General features: G+C 53.2%; 18 protein-coding genes. 11 read left to right on the forward strand and 7 right to left on the reverse strand.

Annotated elements, in window-relative coordinates; translation table 11 throughout:
* A partial coding sequence (gene parE / locus AB8B76_RS11455; RefSeq protein ID WP_405272588.1) for a DNA topoisomerase IV subunit B occupies positions 1-1,878 on the forward strand: 1,878 nt, incomplete at its 5' end.
* Positions 1,879-2,104: 226 nt separating this feature from the next.
* Here parE and AB8B76_RS11460 read toward each other — a convergent pair.
* From AB8B76_RS11460 to AB8B76_RS11480, 5 genes are all read right to left on the reverse strand, one after another.
* Positions 2,105-2,605, reverse strand: coding sequence for a hypothetical protein (locus tag AB8B76_RS11460; RefSeq protein WP_405272590.1), 501 nt, complete (start codon positions 2,603-2,605; stop codon positions 2,105-2,107).
* A gap of 17 nt (positions 2,606-2,622) precedes the next feature.
* A complete protein-coding gene (locus AB8B76_RS11465; RefSeq protein ID WP_405272592.1) occupies positions 2,623-4,113 on the reverse strand; it encodes a S41 family peptidase in 1,491 nt (496 codons plus the stop codon).
* Between the two features lie 52 nt (positions 4,114-4,165).
* Positions 4,166-4,645 carry a hypothetical protein gene (locus AB8B76_RS11470; protein ID WP_405272594.1) on the reverse strand — a complete coding sequence of 160 codons (480 nt, stop codon included), beginning with the start codon at positions 4,643-4,645 and terminating at the stop codon, positions 4,166-4,168.
* A gap of 33 nt (positions 4,646-4,678) precedes the next feature.
* Positions 4,679-5,293: a hypothetical protein gene (locus AB8B76_RS11475; protein ID WP_405272596.1), complete on the reverse strand. Its 615-nt coding sequence runs from the start codon at positions 5,291-5,293 to the stop codon at positions 4,679-4,681.
* Positions 5,294-5,516: 223 nt separating this feature from the next.
* Positions 5,517-6,746, reverse strand: coding sequence for a helix-turn-helix domain-containing protein (locus AB8B76_RS11480; RefSeq protein WP_405272597.1), 1,230 nt, complete (start codon positions 6,744-6,746; stop codon positions 5,517-5,519).
* A 175-nt stretch (positions 6,747-6,921) separates the two neighbouring features.
* On the opposite strand from AB8B76_RS11480, the gene AB8B76_RS11485 reads away from it, so the two are divergent.
* The 4 genes from AB8B76_RS11485 to AB8B76_RS11500 all read left to right on the forward strand — a co-directional run bounded on the left by AB8B76_RS11485 (position 6,922) and on the right by AB8B76_RS11500 (position 10,550).
* On the forward strand, positions 6,922-7,929 hold the full coding sequence (locus AB8B76_RS11485; protein WP_405272599.1) for an AraC family transcriptional regulator ligand-binding domain-containing protein: 1,008 nt from the start codon (positions 6,922-6,924) through the stop codon (positions 7,927-7,929).
* 104 nt (positions 7,930-8,033) lie between these two features.
* Entirely contained in the window at positions 8,034-8,891 is an 858-nt protein-coding gene (locus AB8B76_RS11490; protein WP_405272600.1) for an NAD(P)H-binding protein, read from the forward strand.
* Complete coding sequence (locus AB8B76_RS11495) at positions 8,888-9,295, forward strand: DUF4345 domain-containing protein (protein ID WP_405272602.1); 408 nt, start codon at positions 8,888-8,890, stop codon at positions 9,293-9,295. Before AB8B76_RS11490 ends, AB8B76_RS11495 begins: the two co-directional genes overlap by 4 nt.
* Positions 9,296-9,299: 4 nt before the next feature.
* Positions 9,300-10,550 (forward strand): serine hydrolase domain-containing protein, encoded by a 1,251-nt coding sequence (locus AB8B76_RS11500; protein WP_405272604.1) that lies wholly within the window; start codon positions 9,300-9,302, stop codon positions 10,548-10,550.
* Here AB8B76_RS11500 and AB8B76_RS11505 read toward each other — a convergent pair.
* Entirely contained in the window at positions 10,534-11,064 is a 531-nt protein-coding gene (locus AB8B76_RS11505; protein WP_405272615.1) for a hypothetical protein, read from the reverse strand. The genes AB8B76_RS11500 and AB8B76_RS11505 overlap by 17 nt on opposite strands.
* On the opposite strand from AB8B76_RS11505, the gene AB8B76_RS11510 reads away from it, so the two are divergent.
* From AB8B76_RS11510 to AB8B76_RS11525, 4 genes are all read left to right on the forward strand, one after another.
* Positions 11,014-11,373 carry a GNAT family N-acetyltransferase gene (locus AB8B76_RS11510; protein ID WP_405272613.1) on the forward strand — a complete coding sequence of 120 codons (360 nt, stop codon included), beginning with the start codon at positions 11,014-11,016 and terminating at the stop codon, positions 11,371-11,373. The genes AB8B76_RS11505 and AB8B76_RS11510 overlap by 51 nt on opposite strands.
* Positions 11,374-11,427: 54 nt before the next feature.
* Positions 11,428-11,952 (forward strand): DUF1697 domain-containing protein, encoded by a 525-nt coding sequence (locus tag AB8B76_RS11515; protein ID WP_405272606.1) that lies wholly within the window; start codon positions 11,428-11,430, stop codon positions 11,950-11,952.
* Positions 11,949-12,299, forward strand: coding sequence for a hypothetical protein (locus AB8B76_RS11520; protein WP_405272608.1), 351 nt, complete (start codon positions 11,949-11,951; stop codon positions 12,297-12,299). Before AB8B76_RS11515 ends, AB8B76_RS11520 begins: the two co-directional genes overlap by 4 nt.
* Before the next feature lie 74 nt (positions 12,300-12,373).
* Positions 12,374-13,828, forward strand: coding sequence for a M20/M25/M40 family metallo-hydrolase (locus AB8B76_RS11525; RefSeq protein WP_405272609.1), 1,455 nt, complete (start codon positions 12,374-12,376; stop codon positions 13,826-13,828).
* A gap of 62 nt (positions 13,829-13,890) precedes the next feature.
* Here AB8B76_RS11525 and AB8B76_RS11530 read toward each other — a convergent pair whose 3' ends face one another.
* Positions 13,891-14,544, reverse strand: coding sequence for a CCXG family PEP-CTERM protein (locus AB8B76_RS11530; protein WP_405272610.1), 654 nt, complete (start codon positions 14,542-14,544; stop codon positions 13,891-13,893).
* Positions 14,545-14,770: 226 nt separating this feature from the next.
* Between AB8B76_RS11530 and AB8B76_RS11535 the strand changes: the two genes are divergently transcribed.
* Together AB8B76_RS11535 and AB8B76_RS11540 are read left to right on the forward strand one after the other, a co-directional pair.
* Positions 14,771-15,196 (forward strand): HIT domain-containing protein, encoded by a 426-nt coding sequence (locus tag AB8B76_RS11535; protein ID WP_405272611.1) that lies wholly within the window; start codon positions 14,771-14,773, stop codon positions 15,194-15,196.
* A 59-nt stretch (positions 15,197-15,255) separates the two neighbouring features.
* Positions 15,256-16,226 (forward strand): multidrug DMT transporter permease (locus AB8B76_RS11540; protein WP_405272612.1); only part of this gene is annotated, 971 nt, incomplete at its 3' end.

A 16,226-nucleotide genomic window follows, 5' to 3' on the forward strand; every position in this document is an offset into this window, starting at 1 on the left:
TATTCTTCTGAATCTATTGAGGTCCTAACTGGCCTTGAACCGGTGCGTAAACGCCCCGGAATGTACACCGACACCACGCGTCCCAATCACCTTGCCCAGGAGATTATCGACAATAGCGTCGACGAGGCGCTAGCGGGCTTCGCGCGGCAGATTGACGTTGTTCTTCATGCGGACGGTTCGCTGTCAGCTAGCGACGATGGTCGAGGTATGCCCGTCGATATGCACCCTGAGCAGAAAAAGCCAGGAGTTGAGGTGATCCTCAGTACGCTGCATGCCGGCGGTAAGTTCTCCAGTAAGAATTACCAGTTCAGCGGTGGTCTCCATGGTGTTGGGGTCTCTGTGGTCAATGCCCTGTCAAAGCAGCTCACGGTGACTATTCGTCGAGACGCGCAAGTACACCAAATGAGCTTTGCCGGGGGCGAGAAGACCTCAGATCTCAAGGTTATTGATACCTGTGGCAAGCGAAATACCGGGACTACGGTGCACTTTACGCCGGATCCCCAGTACTTCGACTCCATCAATTTCTCTGTGCCACGGCTCATGCACGTGCTGCGGGCGAAGGCGGTATTGTGTCCCGGGCTGCGCGTCACGTTCCTCGATGAGAAAAAGAACGAGAAAGAAGAGTGGTTCTACGAAGACGGTCTTACGGACTACCTCCTCTCCGCTACCGATGGCTTTCCAACCCTCCCGGCCGAGCCTTTCACCGGCAGCTTTAGCGGCAGCACCGAGGCGGTGGACTGGGCGGTTCAGTGGTTGCCTGAGGGCGGCGAACTGATTACCGAATCCTATGTAAACCTGATTCCCACGGCACAGGGTGGCACCCATGTAAATGGTCTTCGCACAGGCTTACTGGATGCGATGCGAGAGTTTTGTGAGCTGCGTTCTTTATTGCCCCGCGGCGTCAAGCTATCGCCCGATGACATTTGGGAGCGCTGTAGTTATGTGCTCTCCTCGAAGCTTGAAGACCCCCAGTTCTCCGGCCAGACCAAGGAACGCCTTAGCTCCCGCGAGGCAGCGGCCTTTGTATCGGGGGTAGCCAAGGATGCGTTCAGCCTGTGGCTGAATCAGCATACCGGCGACGCAGAAGCGCTTGCCGAGCTGTGCATCAACACCGCACAGCGACGTTTACGTAGCGCCAAAAAGGTGGTGCGTAAGAAGGTCAGTGCGGGCCCGGCCTTGCCAGGTAAGCTTGCTGATTGCTCTGGCGAAGACATCACACGTACCGAGTTGTTCTTGGTAGAGGGTGACTCCGCTGGCGGAAGTGCGAAGCAGGCTCGCGACCGCGAAATTCAGGCAATCTTGCCTTTGCGAGGCAAGATCTTGAATACCTGGGAGGTAGACTCCCAAGAGATTCTTGGCTCTCAGGAAGTGCACAATATCTCCGTTGCCCTGGGCATTGATCCTGCCGACGACGACCTTAGCGGACTGCGCTACGGAAAGGTCTGCATACTTGCTGATGCCGACTCCGATGGGCTGCACATCGCAACTCTGATTTGCGCCTTGTTTGTCCGCCACTTCCGCGCTCTTGTTTCTGCTGGACACGTCTACGTCGCGATGCCGCCTTTGTATCGAATCGATATTGGTAAAGAAGTGTTTTACGCGCTGGACGAAGCTGAGAAGCAGGGTGTTCTTGATCGCATAGAGGCAGAGAAAAAGCGTGGCAAGGTAAATGTGCAGCGTTTTAAGGGTCTTGGTGAGATGAATCCCCTGCAGCTTCGAGAGACGACCATGAGTCCCGATACGCGCCGTCTCGTGCAGTTGCGGCTTGAAGCCGGTGATGAAACCAACGAGATGCTGGACATGCTCTTGGCCAAAAAACGCGCGGGAGATCGAAAGTCCTGGCTTGAGACCAAGGGCGATTTGGCGGAGGTTTTGTAGCCGCCAATGCAAGCATAAAGCGCTCTCCGTGTTAGTTCGCCGCGGAGGAACGTAAAGTAAAAATTCATGCGACAACCAAAGAAGTACTTTGCTGTTCTGCGGCAGTGCGCGTTATGCAACACCTTGTGTGCAAACGTATCTAGCTGGGCAGTTGTGGGGCGCCATCAACGCCACTCTTCCGCAGACGCAATTTCCACTTATTGTTTTCACCCTTTGGTCTCCATCTTTACTGTCCCATCGCGTTGATGGTTGCGAACGCGACGATGGCAACGGCTAACGCGCTGATCGGAATCAACCATGAGCCCCTTAGCTTCAACGGTGGCTTTTCTGCGATTCCGGACATCTGTGTCCTGTGAGCGGTGAGCCATAATATTGGCAGTGCAAGGGCAATCCCAAGAACCTCCACGATAAGCAGGGGGCGGGCCATAGCGGTCGGTGATTGAGGAAAAACCCCGAGGAGATCAATGCCATATACCACCAGATAACTCGCCGCCGCCCAGAATGTTAGCGGCCATGCCAGCCGAACACCTGCCATTAAGCCCGCAACCAGCAGGAAGCTACCCAAACCCAGAGCGGTCAGAAAGATGTTGAAAACCAAGAGAACAACCGGAGCGATATGGGAAAAGTCGCGATTTTCAATCGGCCCGCCTGGCACTAGGGATGACAACGCAATGCCTGACAAAACCAATAGCACACTGAGCACGCGCACCTGTTTATCTCCTTTCATTTTGTGCCTCCTCATGATCACTGGTCGAGCATGCTGATCACGGCATCGATGGCGAAGTCTGTGCCCAGCAGGCGTGCCTCGCGCTGAAGCTGTGGTACCTCGAGGTCAACGGGCACGCCCTCGGTTTCAAACTCCTCGCTTTCAGGCGATAGATAAAACTCGTTTGCCAGCGATACTTTCCAACCATTACTTAGCCGTTTCTCGAGTTGGTCTGAAAAGCCACCTTGGGTAGTTTCTCCAACGATCGTCACCTGGGGCAGCACACGCATAGCTAGCGTGAAAGTTTCGGCGGCGCTGGCGGTCTGGCTACTGGTCAGTAAAAAAACGGGGGCAAGGTATTGAAACTCTCCTCTTGGGCTGAGAAAAACATCGATGAGTTCCGTTCGGGTGGCGGCCAGTCGTGCTTGCTTACTATAGGCATGGGTTTCGTTGGCGACGAAACGGCTGGCTATAGCCAGGCTCAAAAAGTCTTTGCCACCGCCGTTGCGCCGGACATCCACAATCAGCGCCTGGGTATCGCGTAGATCGTTCATTACTTCGTCGAGTGCGCTTTCGAGAACAGTCAGTTCGTCGTCGTTGTCTTCGGGGTCACCAAAGCCAAGCATGGCGTCGATGGCCAGGTAACCAACGCCGTCCACTGCGTACCACGTGAGCAGATCGTTAGCTGTGCTTTGAATATCCGAGCCGTCATCAGCATAAGCGAGCGTTATCTCCCGTTCGAGTTCCAGTTGCTCGCTGATGTAGGTGTTTGCGCTGTCTGTCTGAACGGGTGTCAGCGGTGGCCTAAGGTTCTGCTGATCCAGCCATTCAGCGAACAAGCGATCGGAGTACACCGGTTTATTCAGAACTTTTATCAGTCCGAGACTGGTTTCCACGGTCGTGTGGATGTCGCGGTAGGCCGATGCGATGTTGAACAACGCCTCCGCAAGGGCCTCGTCACTATCTGAGCTCGTCAGCTGGCTCAGCTGTTTTTCATACAATGGTGTTACGGGCAACTCGCGAAGGGCCGGGTAAATCGAATACTCCTCTAACAACTGCGCGAACAGACGTAGTTCACGCCTTGGGTCCGCGCTGTAACCTGCCTGCCCTTGTTGTGGGTCGACACCGTCGGCACAACTTGCAGGCACAAACTCAGCCGCAGTAAACCGTGTACCCGGCGCACCAAACGATGCGGTGCCGGAGCCGGCGTACCATTCCAATCGATCTTCACGGACACGAAAAAGCGTCTCGATATCGCTAGTGTCAACATCAGAGGCTTCTTCGACGAGAAAGCAGGACTCACTGGTGTAATCGAGAAGCCGCAAAGTGTTAGTGCCGATTTCCACTACCTGCCCGTAGGCTTCAGCAATCCAGGTGCCTTGAAACTCCTCGGAGATCAAAGTGCCGATGGGAGCGGGATTAGGCGACGCGCTGGAACCGCTCCCGGAACTACTACCGCCGCTGCCACAGGCGACCAGGTGCAGGCTTAGACTTAAGACAATCAATGTTTTTGTATCGATAGGGTGCATGCTGTGCTCCGGAATTTTTGCTGTGTTCGCGGTTATTGTTAAAGGCCGCGCGCTATCGGCTGCTATTCGTGGGGCGGCCGGGAGTGTTCTCTGCAGGTTTTATTGATGGTTTGGCGACAAGATTAAATTCAGTATTTCTGGGGCTATCCAAGCAAGGCACCTGGCGTAATCGATAGCCAGGGACTAACCAGTTAACCCCAACAATGTTGTCCGGGTTGACCTCTGCAGCCAGACAAATTTGTTTCTTTGGATGCAGCGACAGGGTCAACTCACTACGCAAGTCTCCGTGGGCCCGTATTCGGAAGGTTGTTAAGCCCGAAGGCACATTGACCGTAGTGGCTTGATCTGGAGCCAGTGCCAGGTAGTAGTCGCCATTCCAGCCGATAAAGGTGTCGGTCACGCTCCCTTGGAGCTGCGCTGACCTATAGAACGTTACTGGCGTCGATGGCGTCGTGGCCTGATCTGGCAGTGAACTCACAGACGCGCAGCCTGATATGGCTGCGACAAGACCTATTGTGATCAGATGTTTCATACCTGACTCCTGATTTCAGTAGCGATGAGGTTGTTAAAAGCCGTAACGCAGGACGAAATTAATTGCGTCTGAATCTGAATATTTGGTGTACTCAGCACCCAGCGTCAGTCGATCAAAGCGATAGTTAGTTCCCAGGTGATAAGCTTTTTGATCAAAGTCCTTCTCCCAGTTTTGGTATTCGAGTCCGGCAAAGAGATCCAGACGGTCAGACACAGCATGATGGATGAAAGTGCTAACACCGCTGTAGTTAGAGGACTGTTGCAACTTCCGCTGACTGTTCGATAGCGTTAGTTCCACATCCCCAAAGTTGCCACGGATATCAAATCTCGTGCGTTCAGATAGGGGGACGGCATAGCCCACTGCGGCGTTCCAGCGCTTTTCTTTCATATCCAGACCCCGACTTTCATCCGTCAAATTCCGGTATCGCAGCTCTGAAAAAAAACTTCCCCAGCCCTTGCTTGCGCGCAACTCTGCGCCACGGAAGGTGAACATTGGGTGAGCGGCATATTCCGCTTGCACAGCATTCACCTGGAAAAAGTCATAGTCCTCTGCCTGCAATGGGCCAGAGAGCATTAAGCCGAGCGAAGTCGCTGTGATGAGAGTGCGAAGAGGAGTCGAAAATGACTCCGGTAGGGTGTGTGATGACATGTTCAGTCCGTCCGTTGTGATGACGAAATGAGTGTCATGCATGACTGGAGGCCGGTCGTCCCGGCCTGCAAGTTAGAACGCGGGAGCTGCGTGATTTACCGAGGGCTAAATAAAAAATCTATTGAAAACAGTATCTTGTAGCGGTCTCTCAGAGGCGCTATTGCGACTGCGAAGGGAGTCCTGTCCTGTAGGGAAGGAGTATCCGCCCCAAGTTCGGGACAAATTAGGCCATTTGCTTGCGGTAGGCGCCGGGTGTCATGCCCTGATGCTTGCGAAATGCGGTGTAAAACGCTGACTTGCTGTTAAACCCGGAGTCCATGGCAATCTCCAATACTGTTGTGGATGACTGGGCCAGCAAGGGCAGAGAATGGCGGACCCGGTAGCCATTCACACAGTCGAAGAAATTCACCTTGAGTTGATCGTTGATCGCCTGCGACAGGTAGTTGGTAGACACGGACAACGCTTGCGCGAGGTTCGAAAGAGAAAGGTTAGGGTCGAGAAACAGAAATTTGGCTGCCATAAGCGCTTCAAGTTCTTCTACGAGGCTCGAGGCAAGCTCGGGGGATAGAGCCGAGCGCTGATACTTCTGCGACGGCGGGTCCAGAGTTTTTTCCAATGAAGGTGTTTGCTGGACCTTGTGCAAATGCGAGCCGTCGGATCCCCACGCAGGAGCTGTCTCGCGCTGGTGTGTCGATGTCTCAGATCGAGTGCTAAAAATGGCCGGCTGCCGTAACCCCAAAAGACCCATCGTGTAGATGAGAGCGACCATACTTGCAGCCAACGTAACGTCCAGCCATTCACGCCCCTCAAGTAGATCGGCACTGAAAAACTCTTCAGCAAGCCACAGTCCGTACACCAGCATCGTGCCTATCAGTAGATTGCGGAGCCAAATCAGACTAATACGATCGAGGTTTGAGTAATTACTCTCCAAGCGCTTCCGGTGTTGTGTGACCAATCGCAAGCAGATAACGATAAAGATGCTTAGGTGAATAATTGTGACCAGAAGCTCTAAATCCCCAAGCATGATGCGCCAGGCATCGTAGAGCGGAGGAAGGCCTCTCTCGTTAAGCAAAATACTGTACTGCAGCTCTGCAGGCAGCCAGAGCAGGGGCCAGCTTGCGCAGCAGTGAAGAACCACGGGTAACCACAGCACAACGGCCAGGGATGGCGGTATCGGGCGATTGGGTTGCGTTAGTTCTCGGCAATAGAGGAACAGAAAAACACCGTAGAGAAACTCTTTGGGCCAGAGCAAGGTGCGCAGCCACACGATTTTTTGAGTAAGGCCAGAGGCATCAAGGAAGTAATCGATGAGGGCCATTACAAATACGAGCAAGTAACAGGCCAGATAGTAATTGGCTTTGTGATTTCCACCAGCGCTGGTAATCAGCGCGAACGCCAAAAACCCGCCCTGAGCGGCGCCAATCAAAAATAGCAGGGGCAAAAAATCAAACATCGGTAAAAGAATGCCAGCGTTGTGCAAGAACACAAGCCGGCACGAGCATTAACACGAAGGCAATGAGCATCATCGACCTGAATTTGAGTAATCGATAGCGCCCGATTAAGGACTCCATCCTGTTGATGTTGATATGCTTACATCATCAGTAAAGGCTACGGCAGACGTAGATGATATGAGTCAGATAACCTCTCTCTATGTTTACAAAGTCGCCGCGCAGGCAAGCGCCGGCGTTGAAACACGCGATCTGGTAGAAGGTCTCGGCCTTAGCTCTGATGGCGCCATCGACCCAAGCCAGATGGTCTCATCATCTGAGTACTATGACTTCTTCGCTGCACTTGCGAGTCGAGATCCTGAGGGGGTGGCTTTGCCTCTTCGTATTGGCGCGGCCATGCGTGTCGACGAATATGGGGCTTTTGGTCTCGCCTGGAAGTCCGCTCCAAACTTACTTGGTTCCTTTGCTCGATCTGAGCGCTATGGACACGTTTTAGGCAGCGCCGAAACCTATGCGGTGGAGCCCTGCGAAGAAGGCGTTTTTTTTAGCCTCGAAAAGGCCGGAGACGGTCGGCCCGGTATGTTGCTCTCAAATGAAGCGAGCATTTCGGCGGTAGTAGCCATCAGCCAAGAAGCCAGCGCTATTCCATTTACACCTTTGTCCGTCCACTTCAAACACGAAGCACGGGGTGATACCTCCATTTATGAGGATCACTTTCGCTGCCCAGTCTATTTCGAGTCGGGGCGAGACGCTCTTTTTGTCAGTAAAGATAGCTTAGAAGCTCCCAATAAACTGGGGGATGCGACGATCGCGAGTTTCTTCGATCGTCATTTAGAGCAGGAGCTAGACTCTCTCTCGAGCGACCCTAGTCTGGAGCAGCAAGTTCGGAGCGTCATCGCGAACGTGCTTAGTGAAGGTGTGCCCACGCTGTCGCTGGTTGCTTCAGAGCTAGGTGTTGGTGCCCGGACTTTGCAAAGACGCCTAACGGAGCAGGGCCACTCCTTTCAGGGTGCGGTTGATCTTGCGCGAAAAGATCTTGCCCAGCGTTTGTTACGCGAAACCAGCTATAGCCTTGCTGAAGTAGCGTTCCTTACGGGGTTCGCCGAGCAAAGCGGCTTTACGAGAGCTTTTAAACGATGGGCCGGGCAGACTCCCCGATCCTACCGACTGAGCAGTAGCTCTGCCTGATTTTAAAATTGTCATCATCGGCCTAAACACTGTCATCAACGGGCAAGAGTGAGAGCCAACTCTTTGCCATTCTGAACTTGCTGAAACTAACCAGGAGCAAGTTCATGACCAACGATCAAAACAAATCATCAGAAAATGGCGACCTCACTCTTATCCTCGGGGGCACGGGGAAGACGGGGCGACGCGTGGCCGAACGTCTGCAGGCAAAAGGATGTCGTGTGCGAATCGGATCCCGATCATCTACACCGTCTTTTGACTGGGACAACGAGAAAGCCTGGGGCGCCTGCCTCGATGGCGTGAGTGCCGTATACATCACCTATGCGCCGGACTTGGCTATGCCGGGTGCAGTCGATGCCATTCAAAGCTTCGTGAACCTCGCTGTATCTCGAGGAGTAAAGCGATTGGTTTTGCTCTCTGGGCGTGGAGAGGAGGAGGCTCAGGCTTGTGAAAAGGTTGTTCAGGCTGCGGGCGTGGAATGGACTATCGTCAGGGCCAGTTGGTTCAATCAGAACTTCTCTGAGGGCGCTTTCATCGATATGGTCTTGAGCGGTGCCATTACCCTCCCGGCAGGAAGCCAGCTCGAGCCTTTTGTCGATACCGATGACATTGCTGATGTGGCTGTGGCTGCTTTCACAGAGGATCACCATAGTGGCCAAATCTACGAGGTTACCGGGCCAAGATTGATGAGCGTAGCCGATATCGCTGCTGATCTTTCCGCCGCCACAGGCCGCAAAATTGACTACATAGACGTCCCTCATGATGCTTTTGTCGCCGAGGTTGCGAGTTCCGGCGCCCCTAAAGATGTGGTGTGGATGCTCGATTATCTCTTTTCGACGGTCCTGGACGGACGCAACGCCTATCTGACAGATGGCGTGCAGCGTGCACTCGGGCGAGCCCCTCGTGACTTTGCCGATTATGCTCGTGAGGTGGCGGCAACGGGTGCGTGGAGGACTGCCGCATGAAACAGCCGCTAACAAAAATTGCGTTGTTCAGTTCGGGCGCGCTTCTGGCGTTTATTGGTGGCAGCCTGATGTTTACACCGAAGAGTTTTCTTGAGGATAGCGGTATCGTTTTGCAGCCAGAGCCAAGTCTGATGTCAGAACTTACGGCGCCGAGTGCTGTACTGATTGTCACCGCCTTGCTAATGATTTTTGCTGCGTTCAGGGCTCGCTATAGCAGTTTAGCGCTGTTAGCCGGCGCTGCCGTCTACGGAAGTTACGGCCTGGGACGAGTCATTAGTATGCTCATTCATGGTATCCCCTCACAGTCCTTGCTCATCGCCCTGTGCCTTGAGCTTGGGATTGCGGTGGTGCTCTTGGCGCTTCGACCAAAGCTTCTATTCAACGACTATCAGCTTGAGGGATGACGCCATGATGAGAGTTCTTTTGTATTGTATGTCTGCGCTGGTCCTCATCGGCATGTGGGCAGTGCTGGTCTTTGCTGCTATCAGCGGTGGGTGGCTGAAATCGCCCATCGTTGATTCGAATTCGCCGAAATCGTTTGCGGAGGCTGCACGAGGCGTTGTGGATGGCAGTCACACCGGCAACCTCAGTATGTACCTCATAGAAAACGGGCGTGTCGCCGAAGGTGTTTTCAGATCATCGGGGGAGGCCGTAGACGGAAGCTCCGTGTATCAGGTCGCCTCTCTAGGTAAGTGGATTACCGCGTGGGGTGTGATGACCCTGGTCGAAGACGGGACCATCGATCTGGATAGTCCTGTATCCAATTACCTGACACGCTGGACCCTCCCCAGTGGTGACTTCGATCCCGATGGAGTGACGGTTCGCAGACTCCTTAGTCACACAGCGGGACTTGATGATGCGCTGGGATACGACGGTTTTGAGAGCGCCGCCTCAGTGCAGTCTTTGGAAGAATCCTTATCCCGTGCCCGTGATGCATCTCCAGGCAAAGACGGGGTCGTGAAAGTAGGCATGCAGCCCGGTGCTGAATGGAAGTACTCGGGAGGTGGTTACACAATGCTGCAATTAATCATCGAAGAAATGTCGGGCCAGGACTTCGCTGAGTTTATGGCTGTCCGAGTCTTTGGGCCTCTCGGTATGACTCGCACAACGTTTCGATATTCCGAAGCGATGGAGCTGGGACTGGCAGAGAACTTTAGCCTCGATGGTCGCACAGAGCCTTTTCGCTGGTATTCGGCCCTGGCAGCTACATCACTATTTACCACAGCGGATGACCTGGTCACCTTCATGTCTGCGCAATCTTCTGCTGGCGAGCAATCGGTGTTGTCTGATGAAATGCTCAGGCTCATGCGGAAGCCTCATGCGACCCAGATGGGTGCTGAAATCTGGGGCTTGGGTGTGATGCTTTTTGCTCCAAACAACCACGGCGGTTACGTTATTGGCCATGACGGTAACAATGAACCCGCCATTAACACTGTTGCCCGCTATGACCCGGACACTGGAGACGGTATCGTAATCCTCTCTACCGGCAGCGAAACACTCGCGACGCGACTCGCCGGTGAATGGATTTTTTGGAAGACAGGTAACGTGGATAGTCTGATGTTTCTCATGTCTTTGGGGCTGATGTTGCGGGTGATCGCTGGCGGGAGTCTTGTGATTTTGGTGCTCGTTGGGTTTTTTGGTTTTACACGCCGCCATTGAAATGATTTTGAGCTGCAAAAGCCTTGACGCCTTGTTTCTCTTCTAGTGCTTTGCGCTCTTCAAGTAGGGAGCGCTCAGCGCGTTCGTGGAGAACCGCGGCGTCAAACACTTCCTCACGAGCTCTGCGTTTTTTCTCGTGTGTTTCAAGGTCGTACACATCGCGCTTGTTGGCTTTTGAGACATAAGCCCTAGCTAATTCTTCATTACTTCTGCGGGCTGCTAAGACCCACAACAACCATGCAAAAAGAGCGAGCCACACAGCACCAACCCAAGCGAGCCAAGGTGCCTCGGTAAAAATCCCGTAAACCGTAGTCGCGCACAATGCCCATGTAATGATTTGAATGATACGCAGTCCTCCGTAGTATTCATGGCAATAAACATTTTCTAGGATTCTGTGATGCTTGTCATCGAGCCCTGTGCTTTCGAAGAATTTGAGGCGGCTCTGGCTCTGATGAAGAGCAATATGGCAGCAGAGCTTGCCCGCGCCGATATTGTTTGGGACGGGGCCTGGCATAGAACCTATTATGAGCAGAACGACAATTTCTCAGTCTTTTTTAAAGACCGCTGGATAGGCTTCTTGTCCCTAGAGTTTGTGCCCGGGCGGCTATTTGTGCATACCGTGCAGCTTACAGAGAGTGCGCAGGGTAGGATGCATGGGTACCGCATTTACCAGTGGCTTTTAAAGAGAGCAGCAGTAGCCGATATTCAAGAAATCGGATGCAAGGCCTTCATTGATAGCTCGGTGATCTCTCTTTATGAGAGGCTCGGCTTTGAAATAGTTGCTACGGATCCACCGCTTTGTTCGATGCGGCTGAAAATTTGAAGGCTAGCCTCAATCCGTGACCGTGCGGCAGATGGGCGATGCTATGGAGCGTACGTGAGCACTTGCATTCTTTTTCTCCGCGGCGTGAACGTCGGCGGTAAAAACCCCCTCCCCATGAAAGATCTACGTGGCTGCTTGGGAGACGCTGGCTACGCAAACGTTCAAACCTATATTCAAAGCGGCAATATCATTCTAGATTCTGCAGCGGATCCTGCAGTAAAAGTTGCAGGCGTGATTGAGAAGGAGTTTGGTTTTCTTCCAGCAGTCATGTCCATGACTGAGAGCGAGTTCATGGCCGCCGCTATGCAGAACCCCTTTCCTGACGAGCCAGGCAATACGGTTCATTTCTATTTTTGCCCCCGGAAGCCAAAATTAGATGCGAGCAAGTTGGAAAAGTGGGTCGCTGGTTCAGAGCGTTATGAAGTCCATGGAAAGGTTTTTTACCTGCACGCGCCCGACGGCATCGGTCGATCAAAGCTCGTTGCCAACATAGATGCTTGCCTTGGTGTGTCCGGCACAGGGCGTAACCTCAATACCGTGAGAAAGCTGCAAGACATGCTTCAGAATCAGTCGGGATGAGGAAAACCGACAAGAAAAATGAGCGAATGCTGGTCGAGGCTCTCACGCGAGTATGCGATCAAGCTCTGGAGGAGATTCATGGTTTCGCGTGGATAACGCACTTTGTGGACTTCAATAATTTCCCGGATTCGTTATTGGTTGTTTGTGTATTTGAAACAAACGAACAGTTGCAAGCCGTTCGTGCGGCAAAGGAAGACGCGTACTTATCCAAAAGAGTGGTAGAAGAGCTTCAACACGAAGGTGTTCCGGTGGGCGCTAAATGGCGCCGGGTTCAATTTGATACGGAAGAGGCATGTGCGAGAACTCACTCAGGGGATTGGCAGGCGCGGTATCGCAGTCGAACTTAAACCGAGGTCGCTTAAGGAGCGCTGATAGGCTACTTTCAAGTTTGTTTTACAGAACGCCAAGACAAGAGTCGTCGGTGAGCAATCAACAGCAGGGGGATATTCAGGTGGGTAGAGGATTAAACAAAGCTTTCATGGGGGCGTACCGTAAAGCGGGAATCCGATCTTTACGGCATGGTCTGTTCGCGGCGCTGATTGCGGCGACTCTGCCTGCAGCCGCGCAGACACTGGATGATGAAGCCGTAGATTGGCTTCAGGCATTTCTCAAAATCGACACGATCAACCCACCCGGAAATGAATCTCGAGCTGTCGATTTCTATTCCAAGATTTTGGATGCCGAGGGCATATCCTGGAGCTCGGCGGAGAGTGCACCCGGACGGGGAAACATCTGGGCAAGGATTGAGGGCGGCGATGAGCCTGCGCTGATTCTTTTGCAGCATACCGATGTAGTGCCAGCAGACCCAAAATATTGGACGACGGATCCTCTGTCTGGCGAGATTCGCGAGGGTTTTATTTGGGGACGCGGTGCCATAGATATGAAGGGCACGGGTATTACCCAGCTTGCTACTTTTCTTAGTTTGCATCGCGCAGGCAAACCTTTGAACCGGGATGTAGTGTTTGTAGCTACTGCAGACGAAGAGGCCGGCGGGCTGTTTGGCGCAGGGTGGCTACTTAAGAATCATCCTGAAATTTTCGACAATGCAGGCCTTCTGTTGAATGAGGGTGGCAGTGGTCGTCTGACCGCCAAGGGAGAAACCATATTTTCTGTGGAGCTGACGCAGAAGGTTCCGGTGTGGCTAAGGCTTACCAGTGTGGACAAACCTGGGCACGGCTCTATGCCTTATCCGACCTCTTCGGTTACGCGTGTCGTTCAAGCGTTGGAGTTGGTACGAACTAACCCCTTCCCGGCGCGAATCATTGCTCCAGTAGATGCGATGTTTCGCAGTATTGCGCAAAGTGCAGAGCCCGAATGGGCGCCGGCATTTGCAGACATGGCCGCAGCTATTGAAGAGCCGGGATTCTTAACCCGACTTCAAAAGTTCTCACCACCCATGCATGCGTTAACACGTGACACCTGCTCTATCACGCGAATGTCGGCATCCAACAAGATCAATGTTGTGCCCCCGGAAGCTTGGGGCGAGATTGATTGTCGGATTCTCCCCGACAAGCCGGTCGATGAGTTTGTGGAGGAAATGCGTGAGCTGGTCGCCCCCAGCGGGGTAGAAGTCGAAGTGTTGATGGCTTTTTCGCCAGCGATTACCGATACAGGATCACGGCTTTATAGTGCGATTACAGATATCACGGCGGAAAGGCACCCGGGTTCTCGGGTGATGCCATCGGTGTCGGCGGGGTTCACTGATAGCCACTTTACCCGAGATGCTGGAATCGCAAGCTACGGTTTTACGCCAACGGTGATACCTGAGTCTGAGATGGTACGAATTCACGGCAACGATGAGCGGATCAGTGAAGCGGCTTTTCGTCGAGGTGTCGATGACCACTTAGCGATTATCGAGGCGGTGGTTTACGACTGAGGGGTAGTAGCGAATCTGCGGTGCCCAAAGGCACCGCGTCAGTCACGTGTATGTGATGAAACTTACTTTTGCTGACGGCGTCGCAGCACTAACAGTGCGCCGATAGCCATCAAAGGAAGAGAGCCTGGTACGGGGACTGCATTGACCTCGAGTGCTTGCCACTCGGCGGGTGCATCGTTAAATGTTGCAATTTGACCAGTCTCGAAAGTACGGTACTGGGCAGAGTTGATGCCATCGCAGCATCCTTCAAAACCCAAAAGCGTGAGTGAAAAACTGCCTACATCTGAAAAACTGTAGGTAAGGATTTCATTGCTTTTGTTCCAGTTTTTGGCCCACCAAATGTCGTCGTTAATGAGGCTTACGGGTGCATCATCATAGTCAGCGCGAATAAAGCCGCCGCGGCCCCAGTCCATGCCGAACTGAAACTCGGCGCTGCCTGAGAGGCTGCCAGTAATCGTGTAAAGAGCGCCGTATCCTCCATTCGATCCGCCGCAGGTGCTCTGCGAATTGATCCCGGTGAATGCCTCGAGGTCTTTATCGCAGTACTGTGTGCCAGTATCGAAAGCGGACTTAGCTTCCGAGAACGTTGATTCATCGTCGACTGAGTACGGTGTAGTTGCCATTTTCACGTTAATGGACTCGATGACTAGCCCTGCACTGGCAAAGCTTGAACAAGCTGTCAGAGTGAGGCCGGCAATCAATTTTGAGTAACGCATGGATCTTCGCTTTTCTTTGGATTCGGCGCGATTAAAGCTAAGCACGGGCCCAGATACACGCGAATCGGGTGAAATCTGCGGTTTTCGTCACGCTTCGCTCTTAATTGCCCAGCATAGTGTGATTGAGGTCACACAACGATTTGAGGTTGTGCTCGTGCAGCTTTGACCTGCGAATCATTGCGTCAGAGAATACGACGCACTTCCTATCTATTTTTATAGGCTCAAAGTGACGTTGAAAAAACAGTGGCAACTGCATCCTACTCTGGCCAAGGACTGTCATGTGCTGGGACGCACGGCCTCTGTCGAGTTGCTACTTCATAGCAACGCGGCGCTCCACTGGTTCATTCTGGTGCCGCATACGTCGGTTGTGGATCTGTTTGATTTGGACCTTAATGAGCGAGACGCGCTTTTTGCTGAGGCACAACGTTTGAGTGATCACCTAAAACAGAGGCTGAACTACCCACGGGTAAATGTGGGTGCGCTAGGGCTCGTTGTCCCGCAGCTGCATCTACACGTTGTTGGTCGCCGGGAAGATGACCCCTGTTGGCCGGCGCCTGTGTGGGGGAACTTGAAAACCGGCGACACCTACTCCTCCGAACAGATTGAGCACGTAAGAGGCGAGCTAGACGCTCTTGGTTGTTTCAAAGCTTGAAACTTTCTTCGTGCAGTCCGATCATGGCGGTCCTTGGGGAATAAAAACGAGAAACCACCATGCTCATTGTTGAGTCCTATACCATCGCCGTAGCGATGTGCGTAATAACCATGCTGTGCTGGGGATCCTGGGCTAATACCCAGAAGCTTGCCAGTAACGAGTGGCAGTTCCAGCTGTTTTATTGGGACTACTCGCTGGGTGTCTTATTGCTCACGCTACTCTTCGCGTTCACCATCGGTTCTTCCGGTGAAGAAGGCAGGGCCTTCATGCCTGATATCTCTCAGGCGAGCAATCAGGCTATCCACTCGGCTTTGATTGGGGGGGTGGTCTTCAATTTGGCCAATATTCTATTGGTTGTTGCCATTGATATCGCAGGCATGGCCGTGGCCTTCCCCGTCGCCATTGGATTGGCTTTAGTTATTGGCGTCGTCACGAACTACCTTGCGGCGCCCGTAGGAGACCCCGTGTTTCTATTCGCGGGGGTCGGTTTGGTTACGGCAGCTATCATTGTCTGCGCGCTCATTTACGCGCGCCTACCCCAAGATGAGGGACGTTCTGTGGGTAAAGGGCTTGCGATCTCAGTGATCGCCGGTATCGCCATGGGCTTCTTTTATCGCTTCGTCGCATCTTCCATTTCCATGGACTTTGCGAACCCCGAAGCGGGACTAATGACGCCTTATAGCGCTGGCGTGGTGTTTGCCGTTGGATTGCTCGTATCTAACATCATTTGGCTGATCCCGCTGATGTACAAGCCTCTATCCGGAGAAGTTGCACCTATAGGCGAATACTTTAGTAAGGGAACACCCCGACTTCACCTTGTAGGTATTTTGGGCGGCGCGATCTGGTGTGTTGGCTTTTCCTTTAGCTTTATTGCCTCGGGCGCAGCAGGCCCCGCCATATCCTACGGACTCGGTCAGGGCGCCACTATGGTTGCCGCCTTCTGGGGCGTGTTTATCTGGAAGGAGTTCAAAGACGCTCCCGAAGGCACGTCCATGATGATCACCGCGATGTTTGCGCTGTTCTTCGTGGG

Source organism: Congregibacter sp. (assembly GCF_045107095.1).
Lineage (GTDB): Bacteria > Pseudomonadota > Gammaproteobacteria > Pseudomonadales > Halieaceae > Congregibacter.